The 19,900-nt window shown below is 38.9% G+C and carries 18 protein-coding genes and 1 pseudogene; 7 read left to right on the forward strand and 12 right to left on the reverse strand.

Annotation, left to right across the window (positions count from 1 at the left end):
• Positions 1 to 37: 37 nt before the first annotated feature.
• The 7 genes from BUA53_RS13615 to BUA53_RS13645 form a co-directional block, all read right to left on the reverse strand.
• The gene (locus BUA53_RS13615) at positions 38 to 2,437 is read right to left on the reverse strand and encodes a glycoside hydrolase family 20 protein (RefSeq protein ID WP_084080069.1); all 2,400 of its coding nucleotides are present in this window, start codon (positions 2,435 to 2,437) and stop codon (positions 38 to 40) included.
• A 6-nt stretch (positions 2,438 to 2,443) separates the two neighbouring features.
• Entirely contained in the window at positions 2,444 to 4,321 is a 1,878-nt protein-coding gene (locus tag BUA53_RS13620; RefSeq protein WP_072835937.1) for a CocE/NonD family hydrolase, read from the reverse strand.
• Between the two features lie 230 nt (positions 4,322 to 4,551).
• Positions 4,552 to 4,938, reverse strand: a complete 387-nt coding sequence (locus BUA53_RS13625; RefSeq protein WP_072835938.1) for a hypothetical protein — start codon at positions 4,936 to 4,938, stop codon at positions 4,552 to 4,554.
• Positions 4,939 to 5,039: 101 nt separating this feature from the next.
• A complete protein-coding gene (locus BUA53_RS13630; RefSeq protein ID WP_072835939.1) occupies positions 5,040 to 5,426 on the reverse strand; it encodes a hypothetical protein in 387 nt (128 codons plus the stop codon).
• A 211-nt stretch (positions 5,427 to 5,637) separates the two neighbouring features.
• Positions 5,638 to 6,351, reverse strand: coding sequence for a pirin family protein (locus BUA53_RS13635; protein WP_072835940.1), 714 nt, complete (start codon positions 6,349 to 6,351; stop codon positions 5,638 to 5,640).
• A gap of 81 nt (positions 6,352 to 6,432) precedes the next feature.
• The gene (locus tag BUA53_RS13640) at positions 6,433 to 6,990 is read right to left on the reverse strand and encodes an NADPH-dependent FMN reductase (RefSeq protein ID WP_072835941.1); all 558 of its coding nucleotides are present in this window, start codon (positions 6,988 to 6,990) and stop codon (positions 6,433 to 6,435) included.
• Between the two features lie 69 nt (positions 6,991 to 7,059).
• Positions 7,060 to 7,833 (reverse strand): TerC family protein, encoded by a 774-nt coding sequence (locus BUA53_RS13645; RefSeq protein WP_072835942.1) that lies wholly within the window; start codon positions 7,831 to 7,833, stop codon positions 7,060 to 7,062.
• 81 nt (positions 7,834 to 7,914) lie between these two features.
• On the opposite strand from BUA53_RS13645, the gene BUA53_RS13650 reads away from it, so the two are divergent.
• The 6 genes from BUA53_RS13650 to BUA53_RS13675 all read left to right on the forward strand — a co-directional run bounded on the left by BUA53_RS13650 (position 7,915) and on the right by BUA53_RS13675 (position 12,817).
• Positions 7,915 to 8,922, forward strand: coding sequence for a glycosylasparaginase (locus tag BUA53_RS13650; protein WP_072835943.1), 1,008 nt, complete (start codon positions 7,915 to 7,917; stop codon positions 8,920 to 8,922).
• A gap of 47 nt (positions 8,923 to 8,969) precedes the next feature.
• Positions 8,970 to 9,701, forward strand: a complete 732-nt coding sequence (locus BUA53_RS13655; protein ID WP_072835944.1) for a copper homeostasis protein CutC — start codon at positions 8,970 to 8,972, stop codon at positions 9,699 to 9,701.
• Positions 9,702 to 10,009: 308 nt separating this feature from the next.
• Positions 10,010 to 10,450: a thioredoxin family protein gene (locus BUA53_RS13660; RefSeq protein ID WP_072835945.1), complete on the forward strand. Its 441-nt coding sequence runs from the start codon at positions 10,010 to 10,012 to the stop codon at positions 10,448 to 10,450.
• Positions 10,437 to 11,390 carry an FAD:protein FMN transferase gene (locus BUA53_RS13665; RefSeq protein WP_072835946.1) on the forward strand — a complete coding sequence of 318 codons (954 nt, stop codon included), beginning with the start codon at positions 10,437 to 10,439 and terminating at the stop codon, positions 11,388 to 11,390. The genes BUA53_RS13660 and BUA53_RS13665 overlap by 14 nt, the downstream gene beginning before the upstream one ends.
• Complete coding sequence (locus tag BUA53_RS13670) at positions 11,387 to 11,605, forward strand: DUF4266 domain-containing protein (RefSeq protein WP_072835947.1); 219 nt, start codon at positions 11,387 to 11,389, stop codon at positions 11,603 to 11,605. Before BUA53_RS13665 ends, BUA53_RS13670 begins: the two co-directional genes overlap by 4 nt.
• 15 nt (positions 11,606 to 11,620) lie before the next feature.
• Complete coding sequence (locus tag BUA53_RS13675) at positions 11,621 to 12,817, forward strand: DUF3570 domain-containing protein (protein WP_072835948.1); 1,197 nt, start codon at positions 11,621 to 11,623, stop codon at positions 12,815 to 12,817.
• A gap of 55 nt (positions 12,818 to 12,872) precedes the next feature.
• On the opposite strand, the gene BUA53_RS13680 is transcribed toward BUA53_RS13675, so the two are convergent.
• The 5 genes from BUA53_RS13680 to BUA53_RS13700 form a co-directional block, all read right to left on the reverse strand.
• Positions 12,873 to 13,928, reverse strand: coding sequence for a class I fructose-bisphosphate aldolase (locus BUA53_RS13680; protein WP_072835949.1), 1,056 nt, complete (start codon positions 13,926 to 13,928; stop codon positions 12,873 to 12,875).
• 176 nt (positions 13,929 to 14,104) lie between these two features.
• Positions 14,105 to 15,172 (reverse strand): class II fructose-bisphosphate aldolase, encoded by a 1,068-nt coding sequence (gene fbaA / locus BUA53_RS13685; protein ID WP_072835950.1) that lies wholly within the window; start codon positions 15,170 to 15,172, stop codon positions 14,105 to 14,107.
• A 108-nt stretch (positions 15,173 to 15,280) separates the two neighbouring features.
• Positions 15,281 to 16,366 carry a hypothetical protein gene (locus BUA53_RS13690; RefSeq protein ID WP_072835951.1) on the reverse strand — a complete coding sequence of 362 codons (1,086 nt, stop codon included), beginning with the start codon at positions 16,364 to 16,366 and terminating at the stop codon, positions 15,281 to 15,283.
• A 12-nt stretch (positions 16,367 to 16,378) separates the two neighbouring features.
• Positions 16,379 to 17,188, reverse strand: coding sequence for an ABC transporter substrate-binding protein (locus BUA53_RS13695; RefSeq protein WP_072835952.1), 810 nt, complete (start codon positions 17,186 to 17,188; stop codon positions 16,379 to 16,381).
• 840 nt (positions 17,189 to 18,028) lie between these two features.
• Positions 18,029 to 19,387, reverse strand: coding sequence for a pyridoxal-phosphate dependent enzyme (locus BUA53_RS13700; protein WP_072835961.1), 1,359 nt, complete (start codon positions 19,385 to 19,387; stop codon positions 18,029 to 18,031).
• A 245-nt stretch (positions 19,388 to 19,632) separates the two neighbouring features.
• Between BUA53_RS13700 and BUA53_RS13705 the strand changes: the two are divergent.
• Positions 19,633 to 19,900, forward strand: a pseudogene (locus BUA53_RS13705) (hypothetical protein); the annotation flags it as partial.

Below are 19,900 nucleotides of genomic sequence, written 5' to 3' on the forward strand. Positions count from 1 at the left end.
CAGTGATTTTCCAGCGTTGTGCAATCGTTTGCCTATTTTAAAATACCTGGATCTCGTCTGCAAATAACCAGGCTTTATTTCCGGCACCAGCCTGGCCATCAGGAATATCTCCATAGTTCTTTGCGGTTAATTTTATGTACCTGGCATTGGTTGGAGGAAATGTTACGGTGATCCAACCCATAGTCAATGTATCAGTTTTAAATTCTGTGGATCTTCCAATGCTTATGAAATTTGTTCCATCAGTTGATCCCATCACTTCAACATATTTTGGCAGATAGATCCAGCTTCCATTTTGCTCCAGGGTATGCATTCTTGTACTTGAGACGGACTGGATTTTTCCAAGGTCTATGGTTGCTTCCAGGTCATCACCTACCCAACCCATCCAATCCGGGAAACTTAAACCTTTATTAGAATACACTCCATTTACGAGGCTAAAGCTTCCATTTTGACCCGGGTATTTGCTGTTGGGAGGAGTTACAATGGTTATTGGTTTACCAGTTGCCTTGTTTACAAAATATTCTATATGTATGCCACGTCCTATTAATTTGTCTTTACCTGACTTATTTTGCTCTTTGTTTGCAACCTGTTGGGCAGTATATGTACCTGCTGGACCGAGTACAAAATTGATACTATCTGAACGCAAATAATGTACATCATGTAAAGCTCCTGTTATTTTTACTGTAGTACCTCTTTTTTTGGGTATTATTGTCCAACTCACGGAATGATTATTACCTGGTTTTAATTGAGCATCCAGATCGTAAAATGCCTGGCTGAAATTAGCACCCCATAATCCATATCTCTTAAATTGGATAGGAAGCCTGGCTTCAAAACTGCTCCATGACCTTGATACCTTTGGGCTCCAAAGGACCTCGGACAGGGCACTCATTCGCGGAAATATCATGTATTCCACCTTGGACGGGTAATGTATATATTCAGTCCATAGATTTGCCTGTGCTCCTTTCACATATGTCGAATCTGAACTGTTCAGTTCTGAGGGAATGGGTTCATATTTATAAACTGTTTCCAATGGTGTAAATCCCCCAATAGTAACCGAATCCTCGTTCCTTGTTTGTGAATGGTCAAAATAAACATACTCGCCTGGAGTCATAATTACATTATGATTTTGCTTGGCTGCTTCTATGCCTCCTTTTTCTCCACGCCAACTCATTACCCATGCATTTGGTGCCAATCCTCCTTCTAAAATTTCGTCCCAACCAATAAGTGTACGACCTTTTTTATTCAAGTATTTCTCCATTCTTTGAATGAAATAACTCTGTAGCTCATGCTCATTTGAAAGCCCTTCTGCTTTCATTCGGGCCTGGCATTTAGAGCATCGTTTCCAATTAGTTTTAGGGCACTCATCCCCACCTACGTGAATATATTGCGAAGGAAATAATGGAAGCACTTCATCTATCACGTCTTGCAAAAATTTGAAAGTAGAATCAGTGCCTGCACAGAAAACATCATCAAATACTCCCCAGGTTTCCTGAACTTTCTTTCCTTTCATTGATTGGCTCAGCCTGGAAGGGTAGGAGGGAATGATTGTTTCTTCCGATGGAAAACAACTTAACCAGGGATATGCAGCAATGGCAGCGGATGCATGACCGGGCATTTCAATTTCGGGAACCACGGTAATATGCCGGTCAGCTGCATATTGAACAATCTCCTTTACCTGGTCCTGGGTATAAAAGCCACCATATTTCAAATTGTCATTACCAATGCCCGGATAGCGCCCAATGATAGTACCATTTCTGTAAGCACCAACTTGAGTTAATAGTGGATATTTTTTGATCTCAATTCGCCATCCCTGATCATCTGTCAAATGCCAATGAAAAAAGTTCATTTTATGCAATGCCAAATAGTCTATGTATTTTTTAATAAAAGCAATAGGAAAGAAATGTCGTGCTACGTCGAGGTGCATGCCCCTGTAATCATACCTTGGATAGTCATTCATAGTTACAAAAGGAACCAGTAGTGACCTTGTATTTTTATTACCCTTATCAATTCCATTTACTGGCAATAATTGGATCAGGCTTTGGATACCATAAAATGTTCCTGCATAAGTATCCCCTTCAATGAGAACACCGTTTTTATTAACCTCAAGAGAATAAGCGTCCTTGCCAGGTGCTTTTATGAATTTCCGGGTAGTTAATTTAATGAAACCTTTAAGTGCCTTATTTGATACTGGCAAACTAATTCCATATATTTTAGTAAGGTAGTCATTCAGAAACTTTGCTGCTTTAAGATCTTCAGGATCTTTTGCAATAAGCACTGTTGTTGGTGAAATAGCAAAATTACCCTTATGTACGGCCATACTAACAGGTTGCGGAATTACTAAAGTGTTCTGTGCTCCACTAAACTTATTGATACTAAAAACTATCAATAAGATAAATACCCTGATGTGCATCTTCTGACTAATAACATTATACAATTTCATTGTTTCTTATTTCATTACTGGTACACTGATGCTGGAAGGGTAGGTAGAATTATGGTAGATCCTGATATCTGCTTTTTGAAAATCTGCATCTTTCGCTTCGTAGATATCTATAAACTTTTGGGGATTCCTGTCTGCCAGGGGAAACCAGCTGCTTTGGATCTGTACCATGACCCTATGCCCTTTTTTAAAAGTGTGGGCAATATCAGGTAAGGAAAATTGTACGGCTTCCACTTTTCCTGGCTTAAAAGGTTCTGGCTTTTCAAAAGATTTTCTGAATTTGCCTCTCATTATTTCTCCACGCACCAGCATTTGGTAGCCTTTCATTGGATAATCTGGAAGTGAAGAGGGAGTTGGATAGCTGAAGTTATCTGGAAATACATCAATCAGTTTTACAACAAAATCTGCATCAGAAGTGGATATGGATACAAATAAGTTGGCTTTCAAAGCCCCGCCCAATGTTAGGTCATTTTGCAAAGGTTCTGTTTCGAAAACCAATACATCTGGCCTGCGTGAAGCAAAGCGCTGGTCATCTGTCATGTATTCCCTGGTTCTGCCTTCATGAACATCTTCTGTATAAGGAACAGGGCGAGTAGGATCACTGGTATATTGTGTAAATGGCATTCCTGAATTTGACTTTTTCCAGTCAAGTTTGCCATTGGATTGAAGAAAAAGTTCCTGTGTAGCTGAATTAACTGGAGGCCATTGCTGCAATTTGTGCCAGGCATTCTCTCCACTAAAAAAAACAGTTGCCTCAGCAAGATCTTTTAAAGAACCTTTGTCTTTTAAATAGTAATTGAAAAATGGTACTTCAATATTGTCCTGGTACCACTCTGAAGTTTTAGAACCCCATCTGACATTTCCAAGATTACTGCCATCTCCTCTGCCTCCCCATTGGCCGTGAAACCATGGGCCCATAACCAGCCTGTTGTTATTCTTTGCTTTAGATTCTATAGCCTTATAAAGATTCCACGCCCCAAAGCAATCTTCCGCATCAAATAGACCCCCAACCACCAGGGTGTTAGTTGATGATGGAATAGCCTGGACAAAATTTCTTGTGTTCCGTGCTTTCCACCATTCATCCAGATTTGGATGTGACATTAAATCATTCCAGAAAGGAATGGTTTCTGGCATAAGCTTCGTAAGGTTTTGTAAAGCACCTGTGCGCAGGAAAAAGTCATAATTGTCTGCTCCTGGTATGGAATATCCAGGCAATCCGGACATAGATGGTTTCAATCGCGGCCTGCCAAAGCTTGAATAGAATGAAAAGGCATCCATTGGCATGAATACTCCGTTGTGATGGAAATCATCGCCCATAAACCAATCGGTTACCGGTGCCTGGGGACTTACAGCCTTAATAGCCGGATGGCCGCTAAGCGCAGCCATGGTAGAATAGAATCCAGGGTAAGAAATTCCAAATACGCCTACACGGCCATTATTCCCTGGTACATTTTTTACCAACCAGTCAACGGCATCATAAGTATCACTGGCTTCATCAACCTGGCTTCCGGTTTTATTAACATTATATGGCCTCACATCCATATAATCACCCTCGCTCATATATTTGCCCCTTACATCCTGTACCACCATAATATAGTTCTCACGCATGTACAACCGGTAATAGCTATTCCAAAAGCTTTCTGGGAAATTAGTTTCTCCGTATGGCCCTGCAGAATAGGGGGTACGTTTCATTAAGATGGGATGTTTTTCAGAACTATCTTTTGGTAGGTATACAGCGGTGAAAAGCTTATTACCATCCCGCATAGGGATCATCTTTTCAATTTTGTAATAGTTATCTTTTATCCAGGCGCTATCAAGGGTATTGGTTTGAGCAGAGCAAAAAACAGTTATAGTTAAGAAGAAGAATACTGTGAAGAATGCTTTCATATTTAGTATTAAAAGCACCTAAGTTATATATTTATCAATTTAGAAGAGACGTAAGTATTCTATTTGTTTTCAACAATAGTTATTAGTCTTTAGCCGGGGAGATTTATTGTAAACGAATAGCGGTAAATTTTAATTACCTAATAACATTCCGTGCTATTTGCTATAAAATATCTGCAGCAAGGAATCTGTTATAATTATAGGTTTATATGAATGGATAACTATTAAACTTTTTACATCCATTCAGTTTCGAAATGCCTGAAATATGTTTTAAGTTTTTTATATAGCCTGCGGAAGGTTTGTATCTCTTCCCTTAGTTCTGAATGATTATCCATGCGTATGCTATCTATAACGCCGCCCGAAAGATCATAAACAAAAGCAGCCAATTGTCTTTCACTGATATTAAGTTTATGCTTTAAAATATCAATTACTTCTTTCTGACAAATAAACTGGTTCTGAAAATGTTCTATTTGCACCTGGACACCCTGCCTCGTATTCCTTGATACCAGATCCTCCAGGTGACTTTCGAAAATTTTAATTTCTTCCTTGTAAAAGATCAATTCACGAACCCATAACTGGTATTCCAGGTGAAGGCTACGGATAGAAACAGTCTGGTACATAATGCCCTATTTTAATTATGTAAAGCAACTATTTACTCCACCCCTGTAAACTGACCATTGTTTGTCATTTTTATGATTGTTGTCAATTGCTTTTACAGCTTTCAATAAAGGTCAGATTCAAACTTTTTGAACTTTTCCTTAAATGTTTCATATTCCTTCTTAAAATTATTTATAGAATCCCTGAACTGGTAATGATCTGCTACAATAATATTCTCAAGATCAGCAGTACGATCAGACTTAGCATACATGGCCATTTTAGCTTCGGCACTTTGTAATTCATTTAGCATATTGGTTACCTGGTCACTCATTCGTGCAAACTGGTTTTGAAAATAACCAGCCTCGTCTGATTCTTGCAAACTCGTGTTGCGTGATATCAATTCTTCAAGGTGTTTTTGAAAGATAGCTGTTTCATCACTATAAAACCTGAGTTCATTTAGCCAGAGTTGGTTGTCGAGGTGAGCTTGTGTAAATGAATTATTCTGTTCCATAAAAGAGTCTTTAGATGTCAAAGTTGCATTCTTTTTTAGGAACTGTTATGGTGATAACATTTACTTTCTCCTAGTTTAGTAATATAGAAATATAAAATAAACAGTAAATAACCTTCTATATATGCCTTAGATTACTGCCATTGAGATATAGTTATCACAAAAAAGAACAATTAAGTAATACGGGTCTTAATATCAGGCAAAAAAGTTTCCCTTAGTTCATAGGAACTTCCATTAATAAGATTTCACAAGGAGTTAAAGCTTGCATGGTAAATGTTTCAGAATCACGAATTCCAAGGCCATCACGTCGATGCAGTTCATTTTCTCCTATCATGAGATCCCCTTCCAAAACGAAAGCATAGACACCATTCCCATTCTTTTTGATTTCATAATTCATTTCTTTGCCAGCATCAAGCTTTGATAGGTAAAACCAGGCATCCTGGTGCAACTGCACTCCTCCATCATTCGTTCCTAAAGGTGATACTACTGTAGCTAATTTATTATGCTTTTCATCTGGGGAAATGCTTTTTTGATCATAACGCGGTTGTACATTTTTCTTATTTGGCAATACCCATATCTGTAAAAACTTAACCTGCCTGTCTGCATTCTTATTTTTCTCTGAATGAATGATGCCCGTTCCCGCACTCATTACCTGCACATCCCCTTGATTGATCACTGCTATTGTGCCCATACTGTCTCCATGTTCAAGGTCCCCCTCAAGAGGAATAGAAACAATTTCCATGTTATTATGAGGATGCTTTCCAAAGCCCATTCCGGGGGCTACAGTATCATCATTCAATACACGCAAAGCACCAAATTGCATCCTTTCAGGATTATGATACCCGGCAAAAGAAAAGGTATGCCAGGAATCAAGCCATCCATGATCAGCATGTCCTCTTGTATTGGCTTTATGTAATTCTGTTACCATTAAATTCTTCTTTATTGAATATCTACAGGTTATAACCAACTACCCATTTATTCTAAGTGTTTTCTATAGGAATGAAATGATTTAGGCAGTAACTTTTTCCATTGTCAATCTTTCACCCAGCCATAGAAATTCAGAAAGAAAGACGTCAATAGATTTTTGAAATGTCCCATCTACAAGGTTTCCATCTACATCAAACTTCTTGTCAATATGAGGGGTTAATAACATATAAGGAGAAGCTATTCCAAACAATGCCATTATAAATTGCTGCAATTGCATGGCAGCGCGCACTCCGCCTAAAGCACCTGGTGAAGCTGTAGCAATTCCAAAAACCTTACGGTGCTGCTTTGGGAAATGATCAAACATATTTTGCATAGCTGGAGAATAGCTTCCATTATATTCAGGAGTTACAATAATGTAAGCATCAGCATTGAACATCCTTGTTGCCAATTCTTTATACTTATCGGGTGTATCTTCAACTGAAGTAAAAACTTTTTGAACCCCGGGCATAGCATATTGCCTGACATCAATTAAACCAACCTCATGCTCTGTGTTTTCCTTTAATTCTTTTTCCAGGAATAAGGCTAACCTGTTAGTGGTACTATTGTGACGAGGACTGCCTGATATTATTTCAATTTTCATACATTTCTTTTAATAACAGTGTTTAAACATCAAACCTGATGCCCTTTTCTGTTTGCTGACTAAATGGCACTACAATTCATCATTATTCAAGTTAATTTGTTGCCGGTTTTTGCGTAAACGCATATTTATAAGCTCTACCACAAGGCTAAAAGCAATAGCAGAATATATATAGCTTTTATTGATATGCTGATGGAAACCTTCTGCTACTAACATCATTCCAATCATTATAAGAAAAGCAAGTGCCAGGATTTGTAGGGTGGGGTGCTTATTGATAAATCTACTGATGGCTCCGGAGAAAAAGATCATGATAAGCATGGAAACAACAACCGCCAGGATCATAATCAGTACATTATCCACCAATCCTATGGCTGTTAAAATAGAATCAAAAGAAAATACTGCATCTACAAGTACTATTTGAATAATAACTGATCTGAAGGCAGATGGAGCTATTGTACTATGTGGCTTGCTGGCAATATTTAGTTTCTGGTGTATTTCCAGTGTACTCTTAAAAATAAGAAAAATACCTCCTGCTATCAGTATTATATCTTTCCAACTGATACCAATTGCCTGGCCATCATCCTTAATAAACGGGATGGTAAATAATGGAGTGGTCAACTTTATGATCCAGGTGATGGTAAGCAACAGGATTATCCTGAACACCATAGCTAACAGTAGTCCTAAAGTTCTTGCCTTACCTTGTTGTTGCTCTGGTAATTTATTCGATACTATGGAAATAAAAATAATATTATCAACCCCTAAAATAATTTCCAGGGCAGTTAAAGTTAATAGAGCTGTCAGCACACCAGGGTCAGAAAAGTTTGGCAGGTCAAAAAGAAGAATCATATCTGTTTATTTGGTTATTCTTAAAATTCAATAGTTTCACAGTTCTCATTTCATTTCATTACAAACATCGATAATAAAAATATGTTCACACGTAGAAGATTCCTGCACGCATCCGCGTTGAGCTCCCTGGGATTTGTTTTAAAAAATCCTCTTATAAGAGAAATTGATGCAACTAATGTAAAAAATAGTCCTATTGTTATTTCTACATGGGCCCCTAATGTCAAAGCCAATGCAGAAGCATGGAAGATACTGGGAATGGGCGGAAAAGCATTGGATGCAGTAGAAGCAGGAGTACAAATACCTGAAAGTGATCCTTCCGACCAAAGTGTGGGTTATGGGGGTTTGCCAGACAGGGATGGGAAGGTAACACTAGATGCCTGCATCATGAATGGAAATGGCGATTGTGGTGCAGTAATGTTTTTAGAAAGTATCATGCATCCAATTAAAATTGCCAGGTTGGTAATGGAAAAAACACCACATGTGCAACTGGCAGGAGAGGGGGCTTTGCAGTTTGCTTTGGCTAACGGGTACAAAATGGAAAACCTGTTAACCCCTGAAAGCGAAAAAGCATATAAGGAATGGCTTAAAAATTCAAAGTACGACCCCATGACAATTCCCAAATTACTGGAACAAAAAAATGAGCCGGGACAAATTAATAATCATGATACCATAGGAATGTTAGCCATGGATGCAAACGGAGGTCTAAGCGGAGCCTGCACCACCAGCGGAATGGCTTATAAAATGCGGGGAAGGGTGGGCGATTCACCTATTATAGGAGCAGGTCTTTTTGTTGATAGCGATGCTGGTGCTGCCACATCTACAGGTGTAGGCGAGGAAGTGGTGCGTATTTGTGGATCTCACACCGTGGTAGAATACCTGCGCCAGGGATTCAGTCCGGAACTGGCTTGTAAAAAGACAGTGGAACGCATCATTAAAAAACGGGGAAAGAGTGCCAGGGATTTGCAGGTTGGGTTTATTGCAATGAATACAAGAGGAGAATTTGGGGGATATGCTCTCCAAAAAGGGTTTACCTATGCCGTGCAAACAAAAGCTGGTAGCAAGGTCTTCCATTCTAAAAGCTTTTATTAACAGTAACACTTTCCATATCTTTTCCTATATCATTAAAAAACTAAGAAGTGCATTTTATAATTGAAATAGCTACTAATGACTTTGTAACTACAAAAGCTGCGGTAGACGGGGGCGCTGACCGTATTGAATTATGTGGTGCCTTGTCCGAAGGAGGTATTACCCCATCTTATGGTATAATTAAAAATTGCAGGGAGGCATTCACTACTCAGTTGTTTCCTATCATCAGGCCAAGGGGTGGTGATTTTTTATATACCGAGCAGGAATTTATGGTGATGTTGGATGATGTAAAGAAATGCAAAGAATTGGGTTGCGATGGAGTGGTAATTGGTTTACTGGACAAGCAGGGAAATATTGATACTGAAAGAACGGCAAGGTTGATTGATGAAGCATATCCACTTAGGATAACTTTTCACAGGGCTTTTGACAGGTGTAATGATCCCTTTTTAGCTTTGGAACAATTAATAAAACTGGGTTGTGAAAGGATATTGACCTCCGGGCAAAAACCCAATGTAATGGACGGGATCGAACTTGTTACGCAATTAATTGCGGCCGCAAATGGCAGGATCATTATTATGCCTGGAAGTGGTGTACGTAAGGAAAACATAAAAGAATTGGCAGGGAAAACCGGGGCTATAGAATTTCATTCTTCCCTAAGAGGAAAAGCATCCTCAGAAATGGATTTTATTCATCCAGAATTTGCTGGTAACATGGAAAGCTATAGCAACCCATCACTTTCGCCCGTGGATGTTATTGACCTGCGTACCGCTTTAAATTCTTAATAATTTCTAAATTAAATACCTGTATTAGACTAAGCCTTGTTAAATAACAGGGCTTAGTCTTTTTATAACTAATTACTACACTTTTCTGGCGTAATATTACGTTACTGTTATAAACACAGCGATTTCTGTATATTCTCAAAACATTTTATCACCAATCGCAAAAATATTTTAATGCTAAGAAAATTATTATCGCTTTTATTGGGTCATCCGAAACCTAAACCAGCCTATGCATTTGTTCCCAAGCCTAATAATAAGATCCCTCAAAAAAGATCTAATTAATCATATTCCTCATCCTTAATTGATTAACCATGAAAATTCTACTGACATTTCTATTAAGTTCTTTTTTAACAAGCTCGTCCTTATGGCTTTCTAATATCGACCAGGCTAAAAAAGAAGCAACAGAATCTCATAAAAATATATTAGTTAATTTCTCCGGCTCTGACTGGTGTGGACCTTGCATTAGAATGCACAAGGAAATATTTGAATCTGAAGCCTTTACCAAATATGCACCTGATAATCTTGTTTTAGTGAATGCTGACTTCCCCCGCCTTAAAAAGAACCAGCTGTCTAAAGAGCAAACAAAATTGAATGAATCATTAGCCGACAAATACAATCCTGGTGGAAAATTCCCCTATACTGTATTGTTAGATGCAAATGGTAAAGTTTTAAAATCATGGGAGGGATATGCTCCTATGAGTCCTGATAAATTCATCGAGGATGTAAACAGCGCTGCTCATGGAGCCCGCTAATATAAAAGAAACTAATCTACACAAAAAGATCATAAAGCTAATGGGCAACCGTTTTGAAATAACGGTTGCCCATACGGACACTTACACGGCTGAAACCTGCATTGACGCTGCTATAGCAGAAATAAGCCGGATAGAACAATTACTTACTACTTTCAAAGAATCCAGTCAGACTAATCAGGTAAATGCCATGGCTGGCATAAAGCCTGTGCAGGTAGATAAGGAAGTCTTCGATCTGGTTTTCCGCTCCAAAAAGATCTCCCACATTACCCAGGGTGCATTTGATATTAGTTATGGTTCAATTGATAAGGCCTTTTGGAATTTCGATACCAATATGAAGTCCTTGCCTGATGCTGAAAATGCCAAATGCTCCATACGGCTGATCAATTACAATAATATAATACTTGACGAAAAGGAAAGCACCATTTACCTGAAGGAGAAAGGCATGCGTATTGGGTTTGGAGGTATAGGAAAGGGGTATGCAGCAGACCGTGCCAGGCAGGTACTTATTGAAAAAGGCATATCCAAGGCCGTTGTTAATGCTGCAGGAGATCTTATAACCCTGGGCACTCAGCCCGATGGCCAGCCCTGGACCGTTGGCATTGCTGACCCTGCAACAAAGTATTATCCTTTTTCTCAATTAGCTATCAGTAATAAAGCTGTTGCCACTTCAGGCAATTATGAAAAGTTTGTAATTATTGATGGCAAGAAATATTCTCATACCATTGACCCTAAGACTGGTTTTCCAGTGTCTGGCATTAAAAGTGTAACGATAATTAGTCCCAGTGCTGAATTGGCCGATGCAATGACTACCCCCGTTATGGTAATGGGTGTAAAAGCGGGATTAAATATGATCAACCAGTTAAAAGAACTGGCTTGCATTATTATTGATGATGATAATAAATTGTATACTTCAAACAATGTAAAAATAAGCGAGATATGAAATGGCAAGCGATAGGCATATGTCTTTTGATTGGGTCAGCTGTATTCACTTCGTGCCAGTCTGTTAAAGAATACCAGAAGAATAAGATTAATGATACAGAAATGGAACTGGCAGCCCGCAAAGTTCAAAAGTTTGAAATGAATTTCCAGGTATACCGGGAAGGAGCTTCAGGCGCCAATGGTGGCAAAACAGGTGGTGGGTGTGGATGTAATTAATATATAATAAAGGAAATGAGAAAGCTTACGCTAACGGCCATAGGAATGTACATTGGTATACTAAGTGCATTTTCTCAAAATACTGATACTTCAGCCTATAAAAGCAGGAAACTGCAGCTTGACGAAATTGATTTTGTTTCGGGCTACTATAAACAAAATGGCAATAATTCGGCAGTAACAGGTGGTATTGGAACAGAGAGCCTTACTGATTTTGCCAATACTATAGAATTGAAGTTCTCTAAATACGACAAGAAATTGCATAAGAATAACCTGTCTTTTGAACTGGGAGTTGATCATTACTCTTCTGCCTCTTCAGATAAAATAGATCCTTATACTATTTCTTCTGCATCATCAGCAGATACAAGAATATATCCCTCTGTTGCCTGGAGTGTGCAAAATGAAGAAAAAAGAACAACGTTTGGCTTGAATGCTTCTTTCTCCAATGAATTTGACTACAGGTCTTTCGGAATTGGTACCAGCTTTACAAAGGCTTCAAAAGATAACAACAGGGAATTTACCGGCAAACTGCAAGCATACCTGGACCAATGGTCGGTAATTCTTCCTATTGAATTAAGGCAGAATACAGGAAATAATAGGGAGCATGACGACTACCCCTCTGAACCGAGGAATTCTTATAATGCCTCTTTATCCCTTTCGCAAGTTGTCAATAGAAACTTCCAGGTATTGCTGGTAGCTGAACCCACATACCAGAATGGCTTATTGGCTACCAAATACCAGCGGGTTTATTTCACAGACGGATCTCTTCAATCTGAAACATTGCCTGATCATCGCTTTAAAATACCGGTAGGATTAAGAGCTAATTACTTTTTTGGGGATAAGGTTATATTGCGATCATTTTACAGGTATTACCAGGATGATTGGGGACTGATTGCCCACACCATAGATCTTGAGGCTCCAATAAAGATCACGCCTTTCTTTTCCCTGAGTCCTTTTTACAGGTACTATACTCAAAATGGAATTGACTATTTTGCTCCTTACGGCGCCCACAAACCAGGAGAGGCATTCTTTTCAAGTGATTATGACCTTTCAAAATTTACAAGCAATTATCTGGGTGCAGGTATAAGACTTTCACCTCCTAAAGGAGTTTTTGGAATCCAAAAATTAAACAGCCTGGAATTAAGATATGGTCATTATAATAGGAGTAATGGTCTGAATTCCAACCAGTTATCAATTGCACTTAAAATAAAATAGAATGCTTTAAAAATAAGAATGCCCTGGAAATTGTCCTAATGAAAATCACTTGCATTTATGCAATAGTTATTGACTCATCAAGGTAAACATCCTGTATAGCGTTCAATAAATGCACTCCTTCACCAAATGGTCTTTGAAAAGCTTTGCGACCCAGGATCAACCCCGTTCCTCCAGCTCTTTTATTTATCACAGCAGTGATTACTGCATCTTTTAAATCACTTTCCCCCTTGCTTTCACCGCCGCTGTTAATCAGACCCACACGACCGTTATAACAGTTTAGCACCTGGTAGCGGGTAAGGTCTATGGGATGGTCAGTTGTTAATTTGTCATAAACAAGATGACTGGTCTTTCCAAATTGAACAGCATTATATCCTCCATTATTAGTGGGCAATTTCTGTTTTATAATATCTGCCTGTATGGTTACTCCTAAATGATTGGCCTGGCCCGTGAGATCAGCCGCGGTGGAATAATCTATACCATCTACCTTGAATGCATTATTTCGCAGGTAGCACCATAGAATGGTTGCCATACCCAATTCATGTGCCTGTTCAAAAGCCTCTGATATTTCCTTCAATTGCCTGGTACTTTCGGCGCTTCCCCAGTAAATAGTTGCTCCAACGGCTACTGCGCCCATGTTCCAGGCAGACCTAACTGTGCCAAAAAGAGTTTGGTCATATTTATTGGGATAACTGAGGAGTTCATTGTGATTGAGCTTTACAATAAATGGTATTTTATGTGCATACTTCCTGCTCATAATGCCAAGTACTCCAAATGTTGAAGCCACTGCATTACATCCTCCTTCAATAGCCAGCCGGATTATATTGTCAGGATCGAAATAAATTGGGTTGGGAGCAAACGAAGCGCCGGCACTATGTTCTATTCCCTGGTCAACAGGAAATATGCTGCAATATCCCGTTCCGGATAACCTGCCGTGATTCATCAGGTTTTGAAGGCTGCGCAATACCTGGTTGTTCCTATTGCTGTTTACCCATATTTCATCTATGTGATGCGGCGAGGGTAAATGCAGCACTGATTTATCAATGGTAGTACAGGAATGAGTTAAAAGGTACTCGGCTTTATCACCTAAAAGTTCCCTGGTAGTTGCGGGCATAATCGTTAGCGTTTAATAAAACAATATGCAGGCAAAGATAAGAGAGAGCCAAAAAATAGAATAATCTTGCCCGAGTGCAGGACAATTAAAAAAACCTGTTACCAGGAAGTTAGCATGCATTTCTACAGTACTTAATTAAACTTTCCAGTAACAGGTTATTACAAAAAATATTATGCTCAGGCGTTGCGGTTGATGCAGTTCAGATCTTCAAAGGCGATCTCGAGCCTTTTTGAAAAGCTTTCTTCAGCTTTGCGTAACCAAACCCTTGGATCGTAAAATTTCTTATTTGGCTTATCTTCTCCTTCAGGGTTACCTAACTGTCCTTGCAAATACCCTTCATTCTTTTTATAAAACTCAAGGATACCATCCCAGAATGCCCACTGAAGGTCAGTGTCAATATTCATTTTAATGGCACCGTAACTGATTGCCTCACGTATCTGGTTTTGCGGAGAACCACTTCCTCCATGAAATACAAAATAGACAGGCTTCTCGGCTGTGCCATAATGTTGTTGAATATATTCCTGGCTATTCCGAAGAATATCTGGTCTCAATTCCACATTACCAGGTTTGTATACACCGTGTACATTGCCAAAAGCAGCAGCAATTGTAAATAGGTTACTTACTTTTTTCAGTTCTTCGTAGGCATAGGCTACTTCTTTAGGCTGGGTATACAATTTATCATTTTCTACACCGCTGTTATCAACTCCATCTTCCTCGCCACCTGTAACGCCTAATTCTATCTCAATTGCCATTCCCAGAGGGGCCATGCGCTTGAAAAATTGAACCGAGGTCTCAATATTTTCTTCAATAGGCTCTTCAGAAAGATCCAGCATATGAGAACTGAAAAGAGGTTGTCCTTTCTCCTTAAAATATTTTTCTCCTGCATCTATTAAACCACTAATCCATGGCAACCATTTTTTGGCAGCATGGTCGGTGTGCAAAACAACAGGTACTCCATAATATTTCGCTACGTTATGAATATGTAATGCCCCTGAAATTCCTCCTGAAATATTGCCCTGCAATTTATCATTTGGCATTCCTTTACCTGCTATGAACTGTGCACCGCCATTTGAGAACTGTATGATCACGGGAGAGTTAACCTTTGCTGCTGTTTCTAATGTGGCATTAATGCTGTTAGTGCCAATAGTGTTAACAGCTGGCAAGGCGAATCCATTGTCTTTGGCATCTTTTAAAAGTGCTTCAAGTTCTTCGCCAAAAAGCACACCTGGTTGATATTTTTTCATTCTTAACTCTTTCGGGTTTAATTGTTTAATGTGGTTCCCAAAAGCAGGCAATCGTTCTTAAGCGGCGCTAAGATAAGGCAGTAAGGAGATAAAAAAAGATAATTATTGTCATATTGTCTTGTCCGTGAGCTTTCCCAAATTTCGCTGAATACGTGACAGGTGAGGTTTTAAACTATACCGCATTGTCTGTTTCACCAGGTCTCCCATTGTCCTGCAGCGCAGGAATATTTTAGCATCGAAATGCTCATAAAGCTCTTTCCTTAATTGATCTACTTTTTCATCTGTTGAAATCACATCCAGGGCCATAATATCCAGCAGGTCTTTGATCCTGTACCTTGATGAAGCCATGCGATAGGCAATAAGTGTTCTTTCCTCGGCCTGGTATTGTTCGATAGAATCTTTATTTAAATATTTTAAAGTAAGCTCTACATAAGGAAGGTTTTCCTTAAAGAATTGGGGTAGGTACATGTTTTTTCTGCCTTCGTAAGATTGTTGGTCAAAATCAATGGCCCGGATCCGGTATTGGTAATCTTCAATATCAGGCGTAAAGTTCACCACAAAATTATAACTACGCATATCTCCAAGCAACCTCACAAAGCATCGCTCATTGAATTTGACAAACTCCTTGGCCAGGCGGATCTTGTTGGTTTCAGGTCTTTCCAGGTAATCCTTTATAAATATGTCTCCGGGTAGCCCTGGGATGTGTTCTTCCACCAGTGTATTTTTCCCGGTAAAAAAAGTGAGCGCATTAGGCGAAAGCAAGTGCTCCAGTTCCAGGCCATAAACCCTTGAAGCATCTTCCTTTTTTATATAATAATGATCATAGTTATCATTAAAACGATTTACTATGCGGATGCGAAAAGGATTGGAGTTTCCAAAAGTGCAATAGTCTATCCGGGCTACATCCAGGTGCTTGGTAAATGTATAGTCTCCTTCAGTTTTTAATAACGCATATAAATTGATCAGTCCCTGTTTGATATACTCCCAGTCTCGCATATCATAAAGCGCTTTTTCCCACAGCGTATCCTGTCCATTCTTATCTTTTAACGGTATTGAATAGGTAATATTAAGCAGGTCGTTATAAGAAAGGGGAAGGTTGACTTCACGACCATTCAGCTTTAAATAATTGCGCAAGGATTTATTAACCGGGTAAAAAAACTTCTTCTTTGAGGGTTTATCTGGCTCCTGCATCATCTAAAATAAGTATTATGCCGTTATTTGATTATGAAGATTCAAAAAGTAAGCAGGTGCTTTTTCCAACCTGCTGCCGTACCAGCTAAACATTTCTCCGTCTACCAATAAAAATTGAAAACCCGGCAATTGTTCTTTTAGTTCTTCTATGTGCTTTTGCCCGAAAGGGTAGGGTTCAGATGAAAGTAAAATGAGGACATTGCCTCCATTGGAGGCTGATCTGAGTGATAGAATGTCGTCTGCTGAAATAACAGGATAACGAGCTTTGTTTTTAAATAGGTTGATGAACCCGGCATATTCCATCATTTCATTGATAAAAGTATCGCCACCTGCTGCCATAAGTGGATCTTTCCATATAAAGTATACAGCTTGTTTTTTATTTTGTATGACTGCCTTTAATTGGTTGAATTCCTTTTCAATGCTGTTGCAAAGTTCGATAGCTTTTTCTTCTTTACCTGTAATGTTGCCTATAGATCTAATCATGGACATTGCTCCATTCATATCATTTATATCACTTATCCAAACAGGAAGATCGCGTGCTAATAGATTGATCTGTTCTTCAACATTTTCTTCCCTGTTGGCAATAACAAGGTCGGGCTGCAAATTCCTGATCTTTTCCAGGTCCAGGTTTTTGGTGCCACCAACTCTTGTTTTGGTCCTGAACCATATTGCGGGATGTATACAAAATTTGGTAATACCTATAACCTCATTATTTAGCCCCAGGTCAAATAACAATTCTGTTTGAGATGGAACCAAAGAAATGATCTTTTTTGGAATAGAAGGAATTTGCACACTACGCATCAACTGATCTGTATATACTGGCATTGATGCAATTTATACAATGAGAAATTGCTGCTGGTAAAACATCAGTAAAAAATGAACAGAAGATAATGGAGGATGAAGTAGTTAAGGAATTTCAGTTGTGTAATACTGCCATTTCACTACCACCGTCCTCCTGCTTTATTTTGTAATAACGCAGGAGGATAGATTCATAAACCAGCGTGAGCCGGAACATGGTGATAGGATAAGATTTTTCTTCGTCGGAACGGTTTTCAAAGGACTGGATGGCTTAACTAAGGATTGGATTTTAAAAACGGGATTTCAAGGATACAACTAACAGCTATTATTGGTTTTCAAAGGATCTTTCCTAAATAGGAGAAGTTGATTGATATTGGATTCTAACCGTGGTTTTTCGAAGGATCTGGATAATGTTTTACTGGACGGTTTTAGTATACCTTTCGGTATCTTGGATCTTGGATTTTGGTTTTGCTTTTCCTGGATATTGGTTGTTTATACCAATCAACTTCTGAACACAAAGCTAATTGCAACAAGCAAACCGTACAATTGCATGATTACTCTATTTTGATCTTATGGTAAATACTGTAGCTATAGTAAAGCATCGTATACCCATTGCGGATAATAACGTATCAGCAATGAGTGATTTTACGATAGGGCATTCAACAACATAAAACTGAGCAAAGTAATAATGCCAGGTAAAAATCACAAAAGCCTTATTGGAAAAGGCTTTTGTGACGAATAGTAGTACAAATATTTTATTTGGTCAGCACGGATAATTACGAAGCAGGTCATAATTATATTCCATTTATAACACCTATGAATACGCTAAGTAATTCCACTTAATAATAAAAATCATCAAATCAGGTGTCAGGCAAGAGCCTGGATTATATCGTATTTGGTAACGATATTCAAACTTCCACTTTCATCTTTTGCCAATACAGCTCCATTTTCCTTATTGATCAATGTACCCAACTTTTCAATGGGTGTATCAAATGCCACCATAGGAAAAGCTTTCTCCATAACCTGCTCTATCTTCTCCGTCCTGATCTCAGGATTGCTGAAAACTTTTTGAAATAAGCCACCTTCACTGACAGATCCAATGATCTCGTCATCTTTGTTTATAACAGGAATATGTTCTATATCGTATTTCTTCATTAGTTCAACAGCATCTGCTACGGATTGAGTAGGCTCAATGGTGATCAGTTTTTGTTTTCCCCTGGCATTCACCACATCTTTAAAAGATTTAACATCAAAAAATCCACGCTCTGCCATCCATTGGTCATTATACACTTTATTTACATAACGACTTCCATGATCATGCAAAATGGCAACAACCACATCACCTTTTTTCAGCTTATCCTTTAATTGCATAAGACCTTGTATGCAGCTTCCTGCACTGTAGCCACAGAATAAGGCTTCCTCTTTTGCCAGTCGCCTTGTCATTACTGCACCATCTTTATCTGTTACCTGTTCAAAATGATCGATCACGCTCATGTCATAATTCTGCGGCACAAAATCTTCTCCAAAGCCTTCCGAAACATAGGGATGAACTTCATTCATATCCAGTTCCCCTGTTCTGAAATATTTGGTGAGCAGGGAACCATATACATCTATCGCCCAGATCTGGATGTTCGGATTCATTTCTTTTAGATACTGCGCAGTGCCGGTCACTGTTCCACCGGTACCAGCGGTAACTACCAAATGCGTGATCTTGCCCTCTGTTTGTTTCCAGATCTCAGGTCCGGTACTTTCATAATGTGCCTGGCGGTTAGCAAGATTGTCATACTGGTTCATGAGAAAGGAATTGGGTATTTCTCTTTGTAATCTTGCCGCTACAGAATAATAGCTTCTTGGATCCTCGGGTTCCACATTAGTAGGGCATACTATCACTTCGGCTCCTAACGCCCTTAATATATCAACCTTTGATTGTGATTGTTTATCAGTAGTGCTGAAAATGCACTTGTAACCCTTTACCACTGCAGCCATTGCCAGCCCCATTCCTGTATTTCCTGATGTACATTCTATTATAGTGCCTCCGGGCTTTAATTTGCCTTCAGCCTCAGCTACTTCCACCATTTTAACCGCCATCCTGTCTTTAATAGAATTCCCGGGGTTGAAATATTCCACCTTCGCGTAAACGTCACAAGGAAGATCCTTTGTGATCTTATTTAATTTTACTAAAGGTGTATTACCAATGGTTTCCAATATATTATTCTTTACATCCATGCGGTTCATTTTGAGCCGCCAAAGGTACTATAGTATCCTCATCTTTTCATTGCCCGGTTAATTGGTATAAAACCTGTATAATAATGCCAGTTAAAAACAGTTGATATAAAACTGCCACAACAAGCTCTTATGACAACTTTTCCCGGAAAAACAATAAAACAAACATCCGATTTTGGAAGGATATTTCCAGCTTCCTAAAGGGATGTCTCGTTCCAGAAAAAGTTTACAGACAAACTGTCAATTTTATGGAAAGGTTCATTAAAAAACACGGCAAGCGGTGGGTTTGGAGTCCAACTTTTAAGATGCATGTAGCAAGGACTGTTCTGGATAAGGGTTTATCTTACCTGGAGGCAGCAGAGCTATTCAATATTAAGCGGGTAAAAACTGTTGGTGAATGGGTTAAGCAGTTTCGTAAGGAACTTGCAGGTTCAAATGCTATCGACATGGTTACTCAGTCCTCCCCAACTGGTGCTGTGGATCTTTCATTATCTGATCACATCACTGAGCTACAAA

Source organism: Flavisolibacter ginsengisoli DSM 18119 (genome assembly GCF_900129295.1).
In the GTDB taxonomy this organism is placed as follows: domain Bacteria; phylum Bacteroidota; class Bacteroidia; order Chitinophagales; family Chitinophagaceae; genus Flavisolibacter; species Flavisolibacter ginsengisoli.